This is a genomic window from Streptacidiphilus albus JL83 (assembly GCF_000744705.1).
Classification (GTDB): Bacteria; Actinomycetota; Actinomycetes; order Streptomycetales; family Streptomycetaceae; genus Streptacidiphilus; species Streptacidiphilus albus.
This window is the reverse complement of the sequence record NZ_JQML01000001.1, coordinates 6477128-6495995: the sequence shown is the minus strand read 5'-3', so window position 1 is coordinate 6495995 and position 18868 is coordinate 6477128. Positions and strand designations below refer to the sequence as shown.

Genomic DNA, 18868 nt, shown 5'->3' with positions numbered 1-18868 from the left:
CAGGGCAAGGTGGCAAGCAGCCCATACCCCAGTGGAAAGGCACCCATCATGGCCGAGCGCACTGTCATCGTCGGCTGGCCCGAGGGCCTGCACGCCCGTCCCGCCGCCATCTTCGTCCGCGCCGCCGGGGCCGTGGGCGTGCCGGTGACCATCGCCAAGGCCGGCGGCAGTCCGGTGAACGCGGCCTCCATGCTGGCGCTGCTCGGCCTCGGCGCGGCCGGCGGCGACGAGGTGGTGCTCGCCTCCGAGGCCGACGGGGCCGACGCGGCGCTGGACCGGCTGGCGAAGCTGGTCGCCGAGGGCCTGGACGAGCTGCCCCCGGCCTGACCCCTCGGGCCCGGCCCGCCTGCCCCGTCGCCCTTGACCTGCGCTCACCGGTGCTGGCAGCGTGCAGCGGACCGACAGCAGCCGGCCTGGAGATTGGGGACGTCATGTCAGCGGACGGCACGAGCACGGCCAGTACCGGCAGGGCCGGTACCGACGGGCCCGGTACCGACGGGGCCGGTACCGACGGGGCTGGGGAGGCCGCGCACCGCGAGTTCAGAGCCGCCAGGGACCACCTGCTGCGGCACCGGGGCGACCTGGAGGGCGCACGGGCCTTTCCCCGCCCCGGGGGCGAGTACTTCAACTGGGCGTTGGACTGGTTCGACCGCGAGGCGGCGGGCAACCGGGCGGTCGGCCTGCGGGTGGTCGACCTGGACGCCGGGGGCACGGTCCGCGACGAGACCGCGCTGACCTTCGCCGAGCTCAGCCGACGCTCCGACCGGCTGGCGAACTGGCTGCGGGCGCAGGGGGTGGCGCGCGGCGACCGGGTGCTGCTGCTGCTCGGTAACCGGGTGGAGCTGTGGGAGACGATGCTGGCCGCGATCAAGCTGGGCGCGGTGGTGATCCCGGCGAGCACCCTCCTCTCCCCGGACGACCTGGCCGACCGGCTGGACCGGGGCGCGGTCCGCCACGTGGTCGCCGAGTCGGCGCTGACCGTCGGCTTCGCCGGCCTGGACGGCGACTGGACCCGGATCGCCGTCGGCGAGCCGGTCCCCGGCTGGCTGGCCTACGCCGACTCGCGCGGCCAGGAGGACGCCGCCTTCGTCCCGGACGGGCCGACCCGGGCCGAGGACCCACTGCTGCTCTACTTCACCTCCGGCACCACCAGCAGCCCGAAACTGGTGCAGCACACCCACCGCTCCTACCCGGTCGGCCACCTCTCCACCATGTACTGGATCGGGCTGCGGGCCGGGGACGTCCATCTCAACGTCTCCTCCCCGGGCTGGGCCAAGCACGCCTGGAGCAACTTCTTCGCGCCGTGGAACGCGGGCGCGGAGATCCTGATCGTCAATCAGCCGCGCTTCTCCGCCAAGCCGCTGCTGGACGCCATGGTCCGCTACGGGGTGACCTCCTTCTGCGCGCCGCCGACGGTCTGGCGGATGCTGATGCTGGAGGAGCTGAGCGGGTGGCAGCCACCGCTGCGGGAGCTGGTCGGGGCGGGCGAGCCGCTGAACCCGGAGATCATCGAGCGGATCAGCGCCACCTGGGGGGTCACCCTGCGCGACGGCTACGGCCAGACCGAGACCACCGCGCAGATCGGCAACGTCCCCGGGCAGCCGCTCAAGCCGGGCTCGATGGGCCTGCCGCTGCCGGGTTACCAGGTGGCCCTGGTCGACCCGCTGACCGGGGCCGTGGTGACCGAGGTCGGCGTCGAGGGCGAGCTCTGCCTGCCGCTGGACAGCGCCCCGCTCGGGCTGATGACGGGCTATCAGGACGATCCCGCCCGGCACGCCGAGTCCATGGCCGGCGGCCACTACCACACCGGCGACGTGGCCTTCCGGGACGCGGACGGCTACTTCACCTTCGTGGGCCGTACCGATGACGTCTTCAAGTCGTCCGACTATCGGATCTCTCCGTTCGAATTGGAGAGCGTGCTGCTGGAGCATCCGGCGGTGGCCGAGTCGGCGGTCGTCCCCTCGCCGGACCCGGTCCGGCTGTCGGTGCCGAAGGCGTACGTCACCCTCGCCCCCGGCCACGAGCCGACGGCGGAGACCGCGCGCTCGATCCTGGTCTGGGCGCGGCAGCAGCTCTCGCCCTACAAGCGGGTCCGCCGACTGGAGTTCGCCGAGCTGCCGAAGACGGTCTCCGGCAAGATCCGCCGGGTGGAGCTGCGCGGCCGCGAGGGCGACCTCCACGGCGGCCCGGAGGCGCCCGAGCGGGGCGCGGCCGAGTACTGGGAAGAGGACTTCCCGAAGGACTGACCGCGCTCGTCGGGACGGTCGAGAAGCGAACGAGGGTCACCCCGGAACCCGGTGCCACCACCGCCCAGGGTGACCCTTCTTCGTGCGGGTGTTCCCGCCCCGTGTGAACACCCGGTTACCCGCCCCGGTTTCGGGGAGCTGCCACTCGCGCTACCCCCCTCCGGCATGATCTGATACGCCCACGGCCCAGGGCGACCCAGGTGTTCCACCCCTGCACTGCGCACAGGTCGCACCCGACCACGGCCACGGCCCCACGAAGGTGTGGGCTCCGTCGGCCAGTGTCACCACGAAGCCCCTCCCCTGTCCCGCCGGCCTTCGTCCTGGAGACACCGCATTGAAAGACCCGCTCTCGAAAGAACCGCTGCGCATCTGGCTGAACCGCACCTACGCCGAGAACGCCTTCTTCATCTCGCTGCTGCGCGACAACCCCGACCTGGTCGCGGTGGAGGTGCACGCCACCCACGTCGACCCCGACTCCCCGGTGCTGCGCGCCGCCGACGTCTCCTCGCTGGAACCCGACCAGCTCTCGCCCGCCGCGTACCTGGAGTTCGCCCTCGCCTACTGCGAGCGGCACCGGATCGACCTGTTCCTGCCCCGGCTGCACCAGCGGGCCGTGGCCGAGCGGCGGGAGGAGTTCGCCGCGCTGGGCACGACCGTGGTCACCCCGCCGGCCGCCGCGATCGAGCTCTTCGCCGACAAGGCCGACGCCTACGAGGCGCTGGCGGCGGCCGGGCTGCCGGTTCCGCCCTGGTGGCGGGTGCGTGACGCGGCGTCACTGAAGGACGCGGTCGGGGCGATCGAGGCGGAGGGCGGCACCGCCTGCCTGAAGCCGGTGACCGGGGCGGGCGGCGAGGGGTTCCGGGTGCTGACCCGCAAGCCGTTCTCGCTGGCCCGGCTGGCCGGCTCGCCGAGCTGGCTCGTCCCCTACGACGAGGTGGTCGAGGCACTGGACCGCGCGCCCGAGGCGCAGCCGGTGGACTGGCTGGTGATGCCGCACCTGGCCGGCCCCGAGGTCTCGGTGGACTGCCTGGTCGACCCGGACGGACGGCTGCGCGGGGCGGTCGGCCGGACCAAGTCCGGCCGCCGGCGCGGCTTCACCCTGGACCCGGCCTATCTGGAGCCGGCCCGGGTGCTGGCCGAGACCTTCCGGCTGACCTATCTGACCAATATTCAGTTCCGGCACCAGGACGGCCGGCCGGTGCTGCTCGACATCAACACCCGGCCCTCCGGCGGGCTGCACCAGCTCTCCCGCTGCGGCGTCAACTTTCCGTGGGCGGCCCTGCAGTTGGCGCTGGGCCGGGAGCCGACCGGGCTGGAGGTCCGGGAGTCGGCCCTGGACGAGGACTACACCCTGATCTCCACGCCCTATCCGGCCCCGGCCCGGACGCTGCCGATCCCGGTGCCCCGGCAGCCGGTCGCCGCGCCGCTGGTCCTGGGCTGAGCCCTCAGCAGTCGGCGGCGGCCTTGGCGATGAGCTGCGCGGTCGTCTGCCCGGCGTGCACCGCGTGCTCGGCCCGGGCGGGGCGGCAGCGGCCGAGTTCCCGGTCGTACTCGGTCAGCACCACGCCCGCGTGGTCGCTGGCCGACTCGGTGCAGTGGGTGAACCAGCCGTGGGCCTCGGCCACCGGGGCGAAGCCGCGCGGCGAAGCCACGTCCACCACCGCGTCGGCCACCCCGTGGTGCAGCCAGAGCGGGACCGGAGTCTCGGCGGTGGTGACGACGTCGTCGACGGCGGCCGGACCCATCCGGCAGTCCGAGGAGGTGAGGTAGTTGCCGGCGATGCCGACGACGGCGACCGGCCGCCAGCCCTCGGTGGGTGCGGCCGGGCGCAGCACGGTGGCCATGGCGGCGCGGGCGCCGAGCGACCAGCCGGCCAGCACGGTGCGTTCGGCGTCGCCGCCCCAGTCGCCGGCCCGGTCGCGGAGGAAGGCGACCGACTCGCGCAGCTGCGTCCAGCCGCCGTCCGGCTCGTTCGAACGCCAGTCGGGCACCAGGACCAGCAGTCCCAGCGCGGCGACCTCCCGGGCCAGCGGCGCGAGGACGTCGCGCTCGTCCCGGCCCCGGCCGTGCCAGAGCAGCACCGTGCCCTCGGGGCCGCCGGGTGGGAGGTGCACGTCCAGCCGCTGCCCGCTGGGGCCGTAGGTCAGCCCGCGCACCACGTCAACAGAGTCGTCCATGCCCCTTGGCCTTCCCGCTCCGCCGTGACCTCATGCACGGCGGGACGGATTGGATCAAGGTCTGCGGAACGCCCGCGGGCCGTCGGCGGCCTACTCGTAGACGAACAGCCAGTAGTAGCCGCGGGCCTGGGAGACCGGGCGGATCACCCGGCCGCAGCGCTCCGCGTGTTCGAAGAAGGCCCGCAGCTCGTGGTCGTACTCGGGCAGTTCGTCGAAGTAGAGCAGGTCGCCGGTGCTGAGGTGCTTCTCCAGGAAGCGGAGCACCAGCGCGGTGCTGGAGTAGAGGGTGCAGTCGATGTTGATGATCAGCTGGTCGTGGTCCGGGAGTTCGAAGTCCTGGAGCGTGTCCTCGAACCAGCCGACCTGGTAGGAGATCCGGGGGTCGTCGATCTCCGGCGGCCTGCCGACGGTGAAGGTCCCCGGCGGGTAGTCGGGGCGCCACTGCTCGGGCAGGCCCTGGAAGCTGTCGAAACCGATCAGGCGCGCCTGGTCGCCCTTGAGGTGCTCGGACCACCAGCGCAGCGAGTAGCCCTCCCAGACGCCGAACTCCAGGTACAGCGGCGACTTGCCGGTGATCCGGTCCACGGCGTCCCGGAAGACGTCGAAGCGGCCGGGCCGACGGCGCAGCCCGCCGGGGACCGCCGGATGGTCGGCGAGCCAGCGGCCCAGCGCCAGCGCGCCGAGCAGGCTGCGCACATCGTGGAGCCGCTTGTTCCCGAACCGGCCGCCGAGCCGGATGAAGCCCTGCCGGGCACGGGTACGCAGATCAATGCTCATGACCGGACCTCCTGGTTGCCGCTCGGCCCGTCGGACGCGTCGATGGCCAACGCCACCACCCCCACTCTCCGCACCAGTGATTCACCGGTCGACCGCCGCGACGGGATCCGCCACGGCACACGCTGCTCCGACGAGGCCCCCCAGCCTGGAGTGCGCACTGTCGCCCCGGAGGCCTGAACCGGCCCACAATTCGTTATACCACCGGGTTCCTGACGCCACGGGCAATTTGCCTTCACCGCCCACACACCGTCACTGCACCCCTTCCTTCCAGCCGGATCCGGGCCCACCGGAACCGAACGGACCTGCGTGGCCCGGACATGCGGAAGGTCCCGACCGGATCCCGGAACAGGTGTATGACGACCCGACAAGCGATCTAGAATCGGCGCCAGTTCGCACCAGCGCGCCGGATCGAGTGGGGGCAGCATGCCGGGTACGCCGAAGGAGTCGACGGCGCCGGGTCCGGAGCAGTACCCGGGCGCCGACCACCGCTTCGACCCCGATGTCGCCAGCCCCGCCCGGATGTACGACTACTACCTCGGCGGCAAGGACAACTTCGCGGCGGACCGGGAGGTCGCGGACCGCATGATCGCCGAGCATCCGGTGGTACCGGCCGGGGCCCAGGCCAACCGCCGGTTCCTGGTCCGGTCGGTGGAGGCGCTGGCCGAGGCCGGGGTGCGCCAGTTCATCGACATCGGCGCGGGCATCCCGACCTCGCCCAACACCCACGAGGTCGCCCAGCGGATCCGGCCGGGGGCCCGGGTGGTCTACGTCGACAACGACCCGGTCGTGCTCACCCACACCCGGGCGCTGCGGGCCGCCCCCGGCGTCCTGGCCATCGAGGGCGACATCCGCGACCCCGGGGCCGTCCTGGACGACCCGCGGCTGAACGAGCACATCGACTTCTCCCAGCCGGTCGGGGTGCTGCTGCTGGCCGTGCTGCACTTCGTCCGGCAACAGGAGCACCCGGAACTGCTGGTGGACCGGCTGGTGGAGCGGCTGGCCCCGGGCAGCCACCTGGTGGTCTCCACCGGCTCCTCCGAGGGCCACTCGCCGGAGGCGGTGGCGCGGTTCGAGGCCACCTACCAGAAGTCCAGCTCCCCGCTGGTGCTCCACTCCCGGGCCGACGTCGCCCGCTGGCTGCGGGACTTCGAACTGCTCGACCCGGGCATCACCTCGATCTTCAAGTGGCGGGCGGACGAGGAGATCCCGGGCGATCTGAGCTGGCTCGGGGCGGCCGGGCGGCTGCCCCGGCGCTGAGCGCCTGCGGGATCCGTTCCAGCACGCCCCCGGCGAAGACGTCGTACAGAAGGGGATGGGGGCGTAGCACGACAGCGCCTGCTCAGGATCCGCCGCCTACAGCCCCGCCAGTCGCGGGCACGGGTCGAGCCGCCGGTACGCCGTCTTGTGCGGGTAGCAATACATCGGCGAATGCCTGTTGGGAAGGTAGTGACCACCGGCCACTCCATGAACAAAATTCCTGGTCAGGACCGTTGGCGCGCGTACGCTAGACGTGTGGAGTAGTACGCATGATCGCGCGGATAGCCTTCGAGGCCGGCCAGTGCCTCTCCGAAGGAGGCAGCGGCAGTGGGCCAGTCACGCGCGGCGTAGGCGGCATCTCCCAGCATGAGCTTGGCACGGGTGGGATCGAGCCAGTACAGCCACCCCGGACGCTCGTCAGCCGTCGGGACTTGAAGGGCCAACTCATAGGACTGCTCCGCAAGCCTGCGGCAACGATCTCTCTCACCAACTGCTGCTGCTGCCATGGCAGTCGCGTGCACAGCGATTGCAGCGGCCCCCGGGGAAAGGCTACCTGAGGCAAGTTGGGCCACCTCGGCGGTACGCAGTGCGCGCACGGGATCACCCTGGTTGAGCGTGTAGTACGAGCGCACCCGTGTGACCCATGAGGCCAAGTCGGCTGCACCAGCGTCAACAGCCCATCCGTGCGCCAGGTCAAGCCAGGCCATGGCGGGGCCTCGGTGGCCTTCTTCCGCAGCCACCCATGACAGCCAGTGGGCATGCTCGGCCGAGAGCGTCAGCAATCGGTCGGCGGCAGCTCCGGATGCGCGCGGAAGTAGCTGGGTGACGGCGTCAAGCTGTGAACGGACCACTATCCACAGATCCTTCCCGCCCACCTCGTCCTCAGCGCGGCGGTGCTCGGCGAGAACGCGAGCGATCCAGTCGGCTGATCGCACGTCAACACGCCCCGTGTCTTGTGCGTGAGCCATACGCTCGCTCAGCTCAGGATCCGGGCTCCACATGGTCGACCTTGAATCTCGGACACTGGGGAGTCCGCGCAATTCGTCTGGCACGTCCAGCCCTTCGGCGATTCGGACCATGAGGTCGGCGTTGGTGATCCTTCGCTTGCCGTTCTCGATCAAGGACACGTGAGACTGCGGCATTCCGATCAGCGATCCGAGCGTGAGCTGTGAGATATCGGCGGCACGCCGATACTCACGAAAGATCGCCCCCCACTCGCCAGCTGCCCATGCTGCCCGCAAACGGGCCTGCACCCATGGTCCTCTGTCAGCCATGCAATTGACGATACGCCTGAGCCATACGCCGTGCGTATCGCATCCGCTGACCGCAACCCCAACCCTGGTAACCGTCGGCCACAGGTCACCTCTTCGATGCCGACACAGATCCGGCGACTCGAAGCCGATCGATGCACGAGGAACAAAGGTGGTGAAGGGTGACATGGACTCGAAGAGAGCCGTGGACAGTACGCTCCCGGCGGCAGCGCCAGGCTTCGCGGGAGTTCTCCTGGAATCCCCGGCGCGCGTTGGGTCTCTCGCGCTGGCGGTCGACTCGCAGAGCACTGGGTGGGCGGCGCGGGAAATGGTCCGCGTCGCGCTGACCGGCTGGGGGCTGAGCCGACTCTGCGACGACGTGCAACTGTGCGTCTCGGAACTGGTCGGCAACGCCGCCCACCACAGCATCCCCGACGACCGCGCCGGCCTGCCCCCGGCCGGACACGTGGTCGTGCTCACACTGCGGGCCTGGCCGAGTTGGCTGTTCGTGGAGGTCGCGGACGAGGACTCCTCACCCCCGACACTGCCCATAGGGGATGCCTTCGGGCCGCACTTCGCCGAGGACTTGCCAGAGGCACTCATCCCGGATCGCGGGCGCGGGCTGCACATCGTCCGCAGCCTCTCGGACTACCTGTGGTGGGTCCCGCGCGACGAGGGCGGCAAGAGCGTCTTCTGCCGCTTCGACCTGTCCCGAGCCGCCCTATGAGCGAGTACCGAGGGGAGATCACGCGGGTGTCCCGCTCGGAGCCCGAGAACGTGCGCCGCTTGGCGTATCGGCAGGCTTTGCGCGACGGCTGCCCGTGGAGGGCGTTGCCGTTCGACGGGATCCTCGTGCTGTTCGGCGGCCCCGGCGCGGCAGATCTGGGCGAGCACTCGCTCGGTAGGGTCGATCTGCCCGTGTACGTCGTGAACGAACTCCTACGGCGAGTATTCGCAGGATTCACGGGACCTGACTCGGACGGCACTCGCATGAGCCGATAGCCCTCGCACCGTTCCAATATCTCCCACGCCGCGTGATCCACCCTCCGCCGCGTGGGACGGGTCCCGGTTCTGGCTCCCCGTTCGGAGCCGGGACCCGCACTGGTCCACAACCGAAGAGACAGAGAACCGGATCACCCCGCGAACTTGACGGGACGAAGGGTGGTCCGGGGGGCGAACTCCGATAGTGACTCCACCGGGGCATTCGCACGCATTCCCGGCCCCGGTCAGGGCAGTTGGCCGATTTTCAGCCCAGGAGGGGCCGGGTGGACGACGTACGAAGAGAACGGCGGGGGTGGTGTAGCGGGCGCCGGTCTTGGTCACGGTGCGTTCGATGGTGGCAGCGGAGCCGGTGGCGGTGGCGCGGACGAACTCGGCGCGGCAGCGGCCACCAGCGCACTGGAAGGCGAACCGGCCGACGCCGACGAGCCCGGCGTCCGCGCCGCCACCTGGTGTGGACCCCTTGCCGTTCCCACCCCCGGGAACGGCAAGGGGTACTCTTCGGCCCGATGAGCAACCTCTGGTTGCACTGAGCCCGACCCCCGACTAGGCTGGCATGCAACCAAAGGTTGCAGGAGGCTGTCATGGAGTTGGAAGCCAAGGAATTCGGAACCATCGAACGCGAGATCTACGTCGAGGCCCCGCCCGAGGTCGTCTTCGACGTGGTGAGCAGTCCCGACCACCTCAAGGAGTGGTGGCCGGACGACGCCCGGTACGACCCGACGCCGGGATCGACGGGGGAGATCGTCTTCGGCGAGCGCGACGCCGACGGAACGGTGATGCAGTTCACCGTCGTCGACGTGCGGCCGCCGCGCACCTTCTCGTTCCGCTGGACCCACCCGGCCGGGGAGGCCGCAGCGGCCGGAAACTCGCTGCTGGTCACCTTCGAGCTGACCCCCTCGGGCGGCGGGACGCTGCTCCGGATGACCGAGAGCGGCTTCCGCGAGATGGGCTGGGAGGTCGCCGTCCTGGAGCAGCAGTACCAGGACCACGTCACCGGCTGGGACTTCTACCTGCCGCGACTGGCGCCCTGTGCCGAGAAGCTGGAGGCGCGGGCATGAGCACGGCAGTGGCGGAACCGGTCGACGACGACCTCTGGTCCGCGATCGGTGACCCGACCCGGCGCCGCCTGCTCGACCTGCTGCTCGCCGAGGGCGGCGGCACCGCGACCACCCTGGGCCGGCAGCTGCCGGTCACCCGGCAGGCGGTGGCCAAGCACCTCGGCATCCTCGACCGGGTCGGCCTGGTCCGGGCGACGCCCGAGGGCCGGGAGCGGCGGTACCGGGTCGACGAGGCCCAACTGGCCCGTGCGGTGGCCCAACTGTCTTCGGTCGGGTCGGCCTGGGACGCCCGACTGCAGCGGATCAAGCGGATCGCCGAGACGATCCAGCGCACCCAACAGGACCGTCAGCAGCACTGACCGGGCCGAGGAGAGTCGAGGAGGAGAGTCGAGATGGTGGACATTCTGCATCGGATCGGGGTCGTCACCCCGAGCCCGGAGAAGGTGTACGAAGCGCTGACGACCGTCGAGGGCCTGGCCGGCTGGTGGACCGTCGACACCGGGGGCGACGCCGCTGTCGGCGGGACTCTCGCGTTCCGGTTCCCCCCGGTCGGCGGCTTCGACATGGAGGTCGTCGAGCTGCGGCCGTCCGAGCGGGTGGTGTGGCGGGTGGTGGACGGCCCCGAGGAGTGGATCGGCACCACCGTCACCTGGGACCTCCGGCAGGACGGCGACTACACGATCGTGCTGTTCAGCCACGAGGGCTGGCGGGAGCCGGTGGAGTTCATGCACCACTGCAGCACCAAGTGGGGCTCCTACCTGATGTCCCTGAAGTCACTGCTGGAGACCGGAGCGGGCGCACCGGCGCCGCGCGACGTCCAGATCAGCGACTGGCACTGAGCCTCCGCGCGCCCGGAGTCAGCCGGTGAGCCGGCTGAGGACCATGGCGGGCGCGGGGCGGCAGGGCCGGCGTTGTTGCGGCGGAGCGCGTTGCCCACGGCATTGCCGGCCAGGCCGCCGATGACGAAGGCCGGACTCACTACCGCTCTGCGGCGAGTCCGGCCCTGATCCGCGCCAGCAGCCCGGGCAGCGCGGCCGCCAGGGCGGATCGGGTCTCCTGATACCGGCCCAGGTCCCCATGGAAGGGATCGGCGATGTCGGTGCCATCCGCGGCGGCGGGGTCGAAGCCGGACATCAGGACCACCGTGGGCCGCCGCCGTGTCGGCAGGCCCTGCTCGACCTGTGCCAAGTGGCGCGCCCCCATACAGACGATCAGGTCGGCGGCGGCCAGTTCCCCCGGATCCGTCCGGCGCGCGGCGTGGCTCCCACGCTCCCCGGTGATCCCCAGCACCTCCGCCGCACGTGGATCCATCCCGGCTCCCGGCTCGGCAACGGTGCCGCTGCTGCCGACCGACACCGTCTCGCCCAGCCCGGCCTCGTCGAGAGCCGCCCCGAGGAGGTGTGCCGCCATCGGCGACCGGCAGGTGTTCCCGGAACAGGCGAACTCCACGCGAAACTTCTCACTGCTGCTCACGCTGGCCCCGATGACGACGAATCCGACAGTGATCGTCAGGCTACCGATCCGCCGGATCCATGACGAGCGTTCCCCATAGCGGACACGATCCAGCGTCGCCGGGAGCCGGCATGACCTGAATCACAGCTTGTTGATCATTAAGACCTTCAGATCACTTGATCTTTTTCTTGTTCTAGCCACGATTCCATGATCTATGTCGAACATGGGGCTGTTGTCGCCAGGGTTGGTGTTTGTCGCATTGGTCCACTGTCATGGCAAACGTTGACCGATGTCGCCCTATGAGTGGTCAAGTCGGCCTAAGTGCTGACGTACAGTTTCCGGGATCCCGTGTCACCACTGCGGGCACCGCCCTATCCCGGCGGGTGTCACGCGGCGCGTGGACGTACGCCGGACCGGCGTGCGCCCGCTGAACCAGGCAAGGAACCAGATGTCGCCCACAGAGACGCTGCCCCTCGATCCGGAGCTGTCCCCGCAGACCGGTGCTGCCGCCGGCCGGAGCTTCTTCGGCCACCCGCGCGGCCTGGCCACCCTGTTCATGACCGAGATGTGGGAGCGCTTCAGTTTCTACGGCATGCGCGCCCTGCTGGTGATCTACCTCGTCGCCCCGGCCGCCAAGGGCGGACTGGGCTTCACCGCGGCGACCGGGGCTGCGATCTACAGCGTCTACAACGCGATGGTCTACCTGCTGGCCCTGCCCGGCGGCTGGGTCAGCGACCGTTTCTGGGGCGCCCGCAAGACCGTGCTCATCGGCGGCTGCATCATCATGGCCGGCCACTTCATGCTGGCCGTGCCGGCCGAGGCGTCCTTCTTCGTCGGCCTCGGCTTCATCGCGGTGGGCTCGGGGCTGCTGAAGGCCAATATCTCCACGATGGTCGGCCACCTCTACCCGGACCGCAACGACGCACGCCGGGACGGCGGCTTCACCATCTTCTACATGGGCATCAACCTGGGTGCCTTCGCCGCGCCGCTGGTCATCGGCACCATCGGCCAGAAGGTCGACTGGCACCTGGGCTTCGCCCTGGCCGGCGTCGGCATGGCACTGGGGCTGACCCAGTACATCCTGGGCGGCCGCCACCTCAGCAAGGAGAGCCAGAAGGTCGGCTCGCCGCTCCCCGCCGCCGAGCGCAGGGCGCTGCTCAGGAAGGCCGCCTTCTGGGTGGTCCTCGCCGTCGTCTTCTACGCGGCGGTCGTGGCCAGCGGCAGCTACAGCATCGGCTGGGTGATCTGGCCGCTGACCGTCGTCGGCATGACCATCCCGGCACTGGTCTTCCTGCGGATGCGCCGGGACCCGGACCTCTCCACCGACGAGCGCGGCAAGCTCTCCGGCTACCTGTGGTTCTTCCTCGCCGCCGCCATATTCTGGATGATCTACGACCAGTCCGGCTCCACCCTGAGCGTCTTCGCCACCAGCAACACGGCGACCAAGCTGTTCGGCTTCAACTTCCCGTCCAGTTGGTTCCAGTCGCTGAACCCGCTCTACATCATGGCGCTCGCCCCGGTCGTCGCCTGGCTCTGGGTGTGGCTCTCCCGGCGGGACAAGAACCCCAGCACCGCAGCCAAGTTCTCCTACGGCCTCGTCCTCATCGGCGCCTCCTTCGGCGTGATGATGCTGGCCATGGCGGCAGCGTCCGGCGGCACGAAGGTCTCCCCGCTCTGGCTGGCCGTGGTCTACCTGGTCCAGACGGTCGGCGAGCTGGCGCTGTCGCCGGTCGGCCTGTCCGTCACGACCAAACTGGCGCCGACGAAGTACGCCAGCCAGATGATGGGCGTCTGGTTCCTGGCCGTGACCGTGGGCGATTCCGTCGCCGCAGTGCTGCAACAACTGCTGGGCAACGCCTTCCTCAGCACACCCTCCTTCGCGATCCAGGGCGTCGCCGCACTACTGGCGGGCGTGGCCGTGGTGATCTACCGGAAGAAGGTCACCGCCATGCTGGGCGACGTGCGCTGATCCGACCGCCCCACCAGCAGCGAGCCCCCGCCGGACACCGTCCCGGCGGGGGCTCGCTGCTTCGGCCCGCGCCGACCCGAGGCGGAAACGGTGCCGTCCGGTCCGCTCCCCTGCGGCGGACCGGACGGCATCACGTGCGCGGGGCCCGGTTCAGCCCTTGACGCAGACCAGCTGCTTGAGCTGGGCGACGACCTCGACCAGGTCGGTCTGCTGGGCCATGACCTTCTCGATCGGCTTGTACGCGCCCGGGATCTCGTCCACGACGCCGGAGTCCTTCCGGCACTCCACACCCCGGGTCTGCTCCTCCAGGTCACGGACGCCGAACTTCTTCTTGGCCGCCGTCCGCGACATCTTCCGGCCCGCGCCGTGCGAGGCCGAGTTGAACGCCCGCTCGTTGCCGAGGCCCTTCACGATGTACGAACCCGTGCCCATCGAACCCGGGATGATCCCGAACTCCCCCGAGCCCGCCCGGATCGCGCCCTTCCGGGTGACCAGCAGCTCCTGGCCGTCGTAGGTCTCCTCGCTGACGTAGTTGTGGTGACAGCTGATCACCTGGTCGAAGGTGACCTTGGACCGCGCGAACTCCTTCCGGACGACGTCCTGGAAGAGCGACATCATCACCGCCCGGTTGTGCTTCGCGTACTCCTGCGCCCAGAACAGGTCCTGGCGGTAGGCGTTCATCTGCGGGGTGTCCGAGATGAAGACCGCGAGGTCGCGGTCGACCAGGCCCTGGTTGTGCGGGAGCGAGCGGGCCACGCCCATGTGGTGCTCGGCCAGCTCCTTGCCGATGTTGCGGGAGCCGGAGTGCAGCATCAGCCACACCGAGCCCGCGGTGTCGAGGCAGAACTCGATGAAGTGGTTGCCCGAGCCGAGCGAGCCCATCTGGGACATCGCCCGCTCGCGGCGCCACTTCACCTCGGGCGCGATGTCGTCGAAGCGGGACCAGAAGTCGTTCCAGCCGGAGGTCTGGTAGCCGTGGAGCTTGCCGGGGTCGACCACCTCGGCGTGGGCGGCGCGGCCGACCGGGATGGCCGCCTCGATCTTCGAACGCAGCCGGCTGAGGTTGTCCGGCAGGTCGCGGGCGGTGAGCGAGGTCTTGACCGCGCTCATCCCGCAGCCGATGTCGACGCCGACCGCCGCCGGGCAGACCGCGCCCTTCATGGCGATGACGGAGCCGACGGTCGCGCCCTTGCCCAGGTGGACGTCGGGCATGACGGCGAGGCCGGCGATCCAGGGCAGCGTGGAGATATTGCGCAGCTGCTGCATGGCCTGGCCCTCGACCGCCGCAGGGTCGGTCCACATCCGGATGGGGACCCGGACGCCGGGTACTTCGGTGTACGACATGGTTGAACGACCTCCGCGGTCGATGGTGTGTCAAAGTCTGTTGGTGCCGTACGTACCTCCGGTACGGCGCGGGGGTGCGCAGCTGGTGCGCGACGTGTCAGTGATGGTCACCGGCAGTGGCAGTTGCCGGCGGCGTTGGTTAGCGGCGGCGTTGGTAACAGGCAGTGGAGGGGCGTCGCCTGGGGGAGGCGCAGGCGCTGACGCGCCCGCAGAGCAACTCGACCCGCATGGTGACCGCCTCCTCTCCACTGCCTTCGGACCGGCGCTGGTGCCGGTCACGGGACCATCTAGCCATGGCGGCCGGAGGGCTCGCAACAGTATTTCGCCCGGACGGGCATCCGGGCGGCAGCAGCACAGCGGCCCCCGTCCCGGGATCCCGGGCGGGGGCCGCTGCTGCGGTATGACGTGGCGTCAGTCGGACGTCAGCCGATCGTCAGTGGATGATGACCGGGACCGAGACGTCGCCGATCTCCTCGCCGACGCCGCCGGTGACCGGGGCGACGGCCTGGCTGCCGGCGTTGACCAGGACGAACGCGATCGCCGAGGCGACCACCAGGATGCCGACCGCGAACCAGATCGCCATGACGTAGCCGTGCACCTGACCCTGGTAGACCAGGGCCGCGTTGCCGTGGTGCGCCTTCATGAAGCTGGTCGTGGCGTTGACCGCGATCGTGCTGAGCAGCGCGGTGCCGATGGAGCCGCCGATCTGCTGGGAGGTGTTGATCATCGCCGAGGCGATGCCCGCGTCCCGCGCCTCGACCTTGTACGAGGACAGGCTCATGGCCGGCATGAACGCCGTACCCATGCCCAGGCCGAGCAGCAGGAAGCCGGGCAGCAGCGTGCCGGCGTAGGAGCTGTTGACGCTGAGCCGGGTGAGGATCAGCATGCCCGCCGCGCCGACCAGGAAGCCGGGGCCCATCAGCCAGCGGGCCGGCACCCGGTTCATCAGCCGGGCGCCGATCTGGGTCGAGCCGGTGATCATGCCACCGATCATCGGCAGGAAGGCCACGCCGGTCATGACCGGGGAGTAGTGCTTGACCAGCTGGAGGTAGTACGTCAGGAAGAGGAACAGGCCGAACATGCCGATCACGGCCAGGCCCAGCGAGAGGTAGACACCGCCGCGGTTGCGGTTGGTGACGACCCGGAGCGGCAGCAGCGGGGCCTTGACCATGCCCTCGACCAGCACGAACGCGCCGAGCAGCACGGCGGCGGCGATGAACATGCTGATGGTGATGGTCGCGCCCCAGCCGTCGCCGGGGGTGGACGCCTTGGTGAAGGCGTAGACCAGGGCGACCAGGCCGGTGCTGGCGAGCAGCACCCCGGGGATGTCGAGCCGGTTGCGGTTGCGGCCGTCCGGACGCTCGTGGACGAAGAGGATCGCACCGATGGCGGCGACGATGGCGAAGAAGATGTTGACGAACAGCGCCCAGCGCCAGTTGACGTACTGGGTGAGCACGCCGCCGAGGATCAGGCCGACGGCGCCGCCGGCACCGGCGATGGCGCCGAAGATGCCGAAGGCCTGGGCCCGCTCCTTGGCCTCGGTGAAGGTGACCGCGAGCAGCGAGAGCGCGGCCGGTGCGAGCAGTGCGCCGAAGGCGCCCTGCAGGGCGCGGGCGCCGAGCAGCATCCCCTCGTTGACGGCGGCGCCGCCGAGCGCGGACGCGGCGGCGAAGCCGATCAGACCGGTGATGAAGGCCCGCTTGCGGCCCCAGAGGTCCGATATCCGGCCGCCGAAGAGCAGCAGGCCGCCGAAGGCCAGGCTGTAGCCGGTGATGACCCACTGGCGGTTGGCGTCCGAGATGTGCAGGGACTCCTGCGCATGCGGCAGGGCGATGTTCACCACGGTCGCGTCGAGCACGACCATCAACTGGGCGATCGCAATGAAGATCAGCGCCTTCCAGCGCTGTGGGTCGGGTTGGACGTCGGCCTGGATGCCGGTTTCAGACATGGGAGTTCCCGTGTGTATGGAGGCAGGTGTGAGCAACCGACGACTGACACGGCGTCATCGCGCATCAGCCACAGGCGGTAGGAGTTCCGGTTCGGTGGTTCAGTGGTTCGGTGGTTCAGCAGGACGAATGGGTGGCGCAGCTCCGACGCAGGTCGTCGAAGGTGGCCGGACTCCCCGGCAGGACGGAGCGTTGCGGTGCCCGCATCCCGTCGAGGACGAGTTGGAGGTGCCGGTGCACGAACCTCGCATGGTCCAGCGGATTCGTGTCGGGCAGCGGGCGGGTGATCTGGGAGACGATGACCATCAGGTCACCGGCTCCGACGTCGGTACGTAGGTGCCCCTCCGCCTGGGACTGTTCGATCATGTCCTCGACCACGTCGTCGAGGCGGTTGCGGGCGGAAGCGGTAGCGGGATCGTTCGGGTCCATCCACTCGGAGAGCAGCGGGCACAGGGCCCCGATCTTCCAGTCGACGGTTTCGTGGACAAAGCGTTCGAGAGCGGTGAAGGCGTCGGGCGCATCGGCCATCATTGTCTCGGCCCCGGCCACCACCTGGTCCAGCAGTGCCAGGACGACGCCGTGGATCAGTTCACGGCGGTCCGGGAAGTGCCGGTACAGCGTAGCGTTGCCGATGCCCGCACGCCGGGCTATCTCGTCCAGCGGCGCATCCGCGCCGTGCTCGACGAATGCCTCCTGTGCGGCGGCGATGATGCGCTCACGATTACGAGTGGCATCCGCGCGCAGCCGCGGAGCGCAGCGCCTGACGTCCACATCGGTCATGGTCGGTCTCCTCCGTCTGCTCGCGTCGGCCGGGCTCGGTCACCCTGGTAAACGGGGAGAACCTCCCCGGAAAATCCCTCCCTGACAGTGACCTGCGTCACGTAGGTAAAGATGCGCTAAAGTCCGCAGCTGACAAGGGGAGGACCATGAGAATCCACGAGGCGGAGCCCGTCGATCCCGGCTCCGAGACCGTCCCGTCCGACATGTCGGACGCGTCCGCCGGCCCCATCGGCACCGCGCTCACCCGGATCGGCACCGCGCTCCGGCGCCGGGACTTCCGCTGGTGGTTCGGCAGCCAGGTGATCTCCGCCTCCGGCAGCATGACCCAGAACGTCGCCCTCTCCTGGCTGGTGCTCCAGGACACCCGCAACGCCTTCTGGCTGAGCGCCCTGACCGTCTGCGCCTGGGGACCGGTGCTGCTGCTCGGCGCCTGGGCCGGGGCACTGGTGGACCGGATGGACCGGCGCCGGCTGCTGCTCGTCACCCAGAGCCTGCTGCTGGCCTCCGGACTGACGCTGGGCCTGGTCAACAGCGTCGGCGCGCTCCGGATCTGGGTCATCCTCGGCATGTCGCTGCTGGCCGGGTGCGTCACCGCGGTGGACTCCACCGCCCGCCAGGTCTTCGTCGTCGACCTGGTCGGCCGGTCCGCCCTGGCCAGCGCCGTCGGCCTGTGGGAGGTGGCGCTCAACGCCTCCCGGGTGCTCGGCCCCGGCATCGGCGGCGCACTGCTGGCGACCACCGGCCCCACCGCCTGCTTCCTGGTGAACGGACTCGCCTACCTCCCGGCACTGTTCGTGCTCCGGCGGATGGTCCCGCAGCCCGAGCCCGGGCACGACGTGCCGGCCGGGCCGCCGAAGGAGCCCGGGGCGATCCGCTCCGGCATCCGCTACGCCTGGCGCAGCCCGCTGCTCCGCGCCTGCCTGCCGCTGGCCACCGCCAGCGGGATGCTCTTCGCCATGTCCGTCCCGCTGCCGGTCCTCGCCACCCGCTCGCTGCACCTGGGCGGCGGCGGCTACGGCGCGCTGCTGGCGGCCTTCGGCCTGGGCGCGCTCCCCGGCGCGCTGCTCGCCGCCGGGACGGCCACCCCGACCGGCCGACGGGTCCGGGTGCTGGGCCTGGCCACGGCCGGCTCGGTGCTGCTCGCGGCCTGGTCCCCGCTGCTGGCGCTGAACTTCGCCGGGATGGCCCTGGCCGGATTCACCTCGATCTGGTTCATCGCCTCCGCCAACACCCTGGTCCAGCTGCGCACCCTGCCGCAGATGCGCGGACGGGTGATGGGCCTGTGGGGGATCTGCATGTCGGGCACCCTCCCAGCCACCAGCTTCCTGGTCTCCGGCGTCGGCCAGACCCTGGGCGCCCGCTCGGGCTTCTCCGTCTCCGGCGTGGCCCTCGCACTCTGCTGCCTGCTCGGCTGGCGCGGCCTGCGCGAGTGAGCGGCGATGGCCCCCGCACAGCGATGGTCCCCGAACCGCGATGGTCCCCGCACAGCGATGGTCCCCGCACAGCGATGGTCCCCGCACAGCGATGGTCCCCGGACAGGCGGTCGGCGGGGCGGTGGAGCCGCCCCGCCGACCGCCTGTCACGGCGTCAGGTCACCGCTGTCGGAACGC

Annotated in this window: 17 protein-coding genes; 10 read left to right on the top strand and 7 right to left on the bottom strand. The window is 70.4% G+C overall.

What is annotated here, in order from left to right; translation table 11 throughout:
- Positions 1-48 precede the first annotated feature (48 nt).
- The 3 genes from BS75_RS28440 to BS75_RS28430 all read left to right on the top strand — a co-directional run bounded on the left by BS75_RS28440 (position 49) and on the right by BS75_RS28430 (position 3687).
- A complete protein-coding gene (locus BS75_RS28440) occupies positions 49-327 on the top strand; it encodes an HPr family phosphocarrier protein (RefSeq protein ID WP_034090296.1) in 279 nt (92 codons plus the stop codon).
- A 104-nt stretch (positions 328-431) separates the two neighbouring features.
- Positions 432-2246, top strand: coding sequence for an AMP-binding protein (locus BS75_RS28435; RefSeq protein WP_081982653.1), 1815 nt, complete (start codon positions 432-434; stop codon positions 2244-2246).
- A gap of 334 nt (positions 2247-2580) precedes the next feature.
- On the top strand, positions 2581-3687 hold the full coding sequence (locus BS75_RS28430) for an ATP-grasp domain-containing protein (RefSeq protein ID WP_063771384.1): 1107 nt from the start codon (positions 2581-2583) through the stop codon (positions 3685-3687).
- A gap of 4 nt (positions 3688-3691) precedes the next feature.
- On the opposite strand, the gene BS75_RS28425 is transcribed toward BS75_RS28430, so the two are convergent.
- A complete protein-coding gene (locus tag BS75_RS28425) occupies positions 3692-4423 on the bottom strand; it encodes an alpha/beta hydrolase (RefSeq protein ID WP_052069759.1) in 732 nt (243 codons plus the stop codon).
- 90 nt (positions 4424-4513) lie between these two features.
- Complete coding sequence (locus BS75_RS44880; protein WP_052069758.1) at positions 4514-5200, bottom strand: class I SAM-dependent methyltransferase; 687 nt, start codon at positions 5198-5200, stop codon at positions 4514-4516.
- Positions 5201-5623: 423 nt separating this feature from the next.
- On the opposite strand from BS75_RS44880, the gene BS75_RS28415 reads away from it, so the two are divergent.
- Complete coding sequence (locus BS75_RS28415) at positions 5624-6457, top strand: SAM-dependent methyltransferase (protein WP_081982652.1); 834 nt, start codon at positions 5624-5626, stop codon at positions 6455-6457.
- Between the two features lie 224 nt (positions 6458-6681).
- On the opposite strand, the gene BS75_RS47000 is transcribed toward BS75_RS28415, so the two are convergent.
- Entirely contained in the window at positions 6682-7896 is a 1215-nt protein-coding gene (locus tag BS75_RS47000; protein ID WP_231607915.1) for a helix-turn-helix domain-containing protein, read from the bottom strand.
- 139 nt (positions 7897-8035) lie between these two features.
- Between BS75_RS47000 and BS75_RS49515 the strand changes: the two genes are divergently transcribed.
- From BS75_RS49515 to BS75_RS28390, 4 genes are all read left to right on the top strand, one after another.
- Positions 8036-8434, top strand: a complete 399-nt coding sequence (locus BS75_RS49515; RefSeq protein ID WP_160312219.1) for an ATP-binding protein — start codon at positions 8036-8038, stop codon at positions 8432-8434.
- An 856-nt stretch (positions 8435-9290) separates the two neighbouring features.
- Positions 9291-9767: an SRPBCC family protein gene (locus tag BS75_RS28400; protein ID WP_034090294.1), complete on the top strand. Its 477-nt coding sequence runs from the start codon at positions 9291-9293 to the stop codon at positions 9765-9767.
- Complete coding sequence (locus BS75_RS28395; protein ID WP_034090293.1) at positions 9764-10126, top strand: ArsR/SmtB family transcription factor; 363 nt, start codon at positions 9764-9766, stop codon at positions 10124-10126. The genes BS75_RS28400 and BS75_RS28395 overlap by 4 nt, the downstream gene beginning before the upstream one ends.
- Before the next feature lie 33 nt (positions 10127-10159).
- On the top strand, positions 10160-10606 hold the full coding sequence (locus BS75_RS28390) for an SRPBCC family protein (protein ID WP_034090292.1): 447 nt from the start codon (positions 10160-10162) through the stop codon (positions 10604-10606).
- Positions 10607-10745: 139 nt separating this feature from the next.
- Here BS75_RS28390 and BS75_RS28385 read toward each other — a convergent pair whose 3' ends face one another.
- Positions 10746-11240: an arsenate reductase/protein-tyrosine-phosphatase family protein gene (locus BS75_RS28385; protein WP_063771383.1), complete on the bottom strand. Its 495-nt coding sequence runs from the start codon at positions 11238-11240 to the stop codon at positions 10746-10748.
- Positions 11241-11667: 427 nt separating this feature from the next.
- Between BS75_RS28385 and BS75_RS28380 the strand changes: the two genes are divergently transcribed.
- Entirely contained in the window at positions 11668-13188 is a 1521-nt protein-coding gene (locus tag BS75_RS28380) for a peptide MFS transporter (RefSeq protein WP_034090290.1), read from the top strand.
- 150 nt (positions 13189-13338) lie between these two features.
- Here BS75_RS28380 and BS75_RS28375 read toward each other — a convergent pair whose 3' ends face one another.
- From BS75_RS28375 to BS75_RS28365, 3 genes are all read right to left on the bottom strand, one after another.
- Positions 13339-14532, bottom strand: a complete 1194-nt coding sequence (locus tag BS75_RS28375; RefSeq protein ID WP_034090289.1) for an RtcB family protein — start codon at positions 14530-14532, stop codon at positions 13339-13341.
- Positions 14533-14965: 433 nt separating this feature from the next.
- A complete protein-coding gene (locus BS75_RS28370; protein ID WP_034090288.1) occupies positions 14966-16480 on the bottom strand; it encodes an MFS transporter in 1515 nt (504 codons plus the stop codon).
- Between the two features lie 115 nt (positions 16481-16595).
- Entirely contained in the window at positions 16596-17258 is a 663-nt protein-coding gene (locus tag BS75_RS28365; protein WP_034090287.1) for a TetR/AcrR family transcriptional regulator, read from the bottom strand.
- Between the two features lie 146 nt (positions 17259-17404).
- Here BS75_RS28365 and BS75_RS28360 point away from each other — a divergent pair, with 146 nt between their 5' ends.
- Positions 17405-18691 (top strand): MFS transporter, encoded by a 1287-nt coding sequence (locus BS75_RS28360; RefSeq protein ID WP_231607914.1) that lies wholly within the window; start codon positions 17405-17407, stop codon positions 18689-18691.
- Positions 18692-18868: the final 177 nt, after the last annotated feature.

What these genes read in the sequence shown, in the direction of transcription:
- BS75_RS28440 (WP_034090296.1), top strand. Translation starts at nt 49, where the DNA reads ATGGCCGAGCGCACTGTCATCGTCGGCTGGCCCGAGGGCCTGCACGCC.
- BS75_RS28435 (WP_081982653.1), top strand. Translation starts at nt 432, where the DNA reads ATGTCAGCGGACGGCACGAGCACGGCCAGTACCGGCAGGGCCGGTACC.
- BS75_RS28425 (WP_052069759.1), bottom strand. Translation starts at nt 4,423, where the DNA reads ATGGACGACTCTGTTGACGTGGTGCGCGGGCTGACCTACGGCCCCAGC.
- BS75_RS44880 (WP_052069758.1), bottom strand. Translation starts at nt 5,200, where the DNA reads ATGAGCATTGATCTGCGTACCCGTGCCCGGCAGGGCTTCATCCGGCTC.
- BS75_RS28415 (WP_081982652.1), top strand. Translation starts at nt 5,624, where the DNA reads ATGCCGGGTACGCCGAAGGAGTCGACGGCGCCGGGTCCGGAGCAGTAC.
- BS75_RS47000 (WP_231607915.1), bottom strand. Translation starts at nt 7,896, where the DNA reads ATGTCACCCTTCACCACCTTTGTTCCTCGTGCATCGATCGGCTTCGAG.
- BS75_RS49515 (WP_160312219.1), top strand. Translation starts at nt 8,036, where the DNA reads ATGGTCCGCGTCGCGCTGACCGGCTGGGGGCTGAGCCGACTCTGCGAC.
- BS75_RS28400 (WP_034090294.1), top strand. Translation starts at nt 9,291, where the DNA reads ATGGAGTTGGAAGCCAAGGAATTCGGAACCATCGAACGCGAGATCTAC.
- BS75_RS28395 (WP_034090293.1), top strand. Translation starts at nt 9,764, where the DNA reads ATGAGCACGGCAGTGGCGGAACCGGTCGACGACGACCTCTGGTCCGCG.
- BS75_RS28390 (WP_034090292.1), top strand. Translation starts at nt 10,160, where the DNA reads ATGGTGGACATTCTGCATCGGATCGGGGTCGTCACCCCGAGCCCGGAG.
- BS75_RS28380 (WP_034090290.1), top strand. Translation starts at nt 11,668, where the DNA reads ATGTCGCCCACAGAGACGCTGCCCCTCGATCCGGAGCTGTCCCCGCAG.
- BS75_RS28375 (WP_034090289.1), bottom strand. Translation starts at nt 14,532, where the DNA reads ATGTCGTACACCGAAGTACCCGGCGTCCGGGTCCCCATCCGGATGTGG.
- BS75_RS28370 (WP_034090288.1), bottom strand. Translation starts at nt 16,480, where the DNA reads ATGTCTGAAACCGGCATCCAGGCCGACGTCCAACCCGACCCACAGCGC.
- BS75_RS28365 (WP_034090287.1), bottom strand. Translation starts at nt 17,258, where the DNA reads ATGACCGATGTGGACGTCAGGCGCTGCGCTCCGCGGCTGCGCGCGGAT.
- BS75_RS28360 (WP_231607914.1), top strand. Translation starts at nt 17,405, where the DNA reads ATGAGAATCCACGAGGCGGAGCCCGTCGATCCCGGCTCCGAGACCGTC.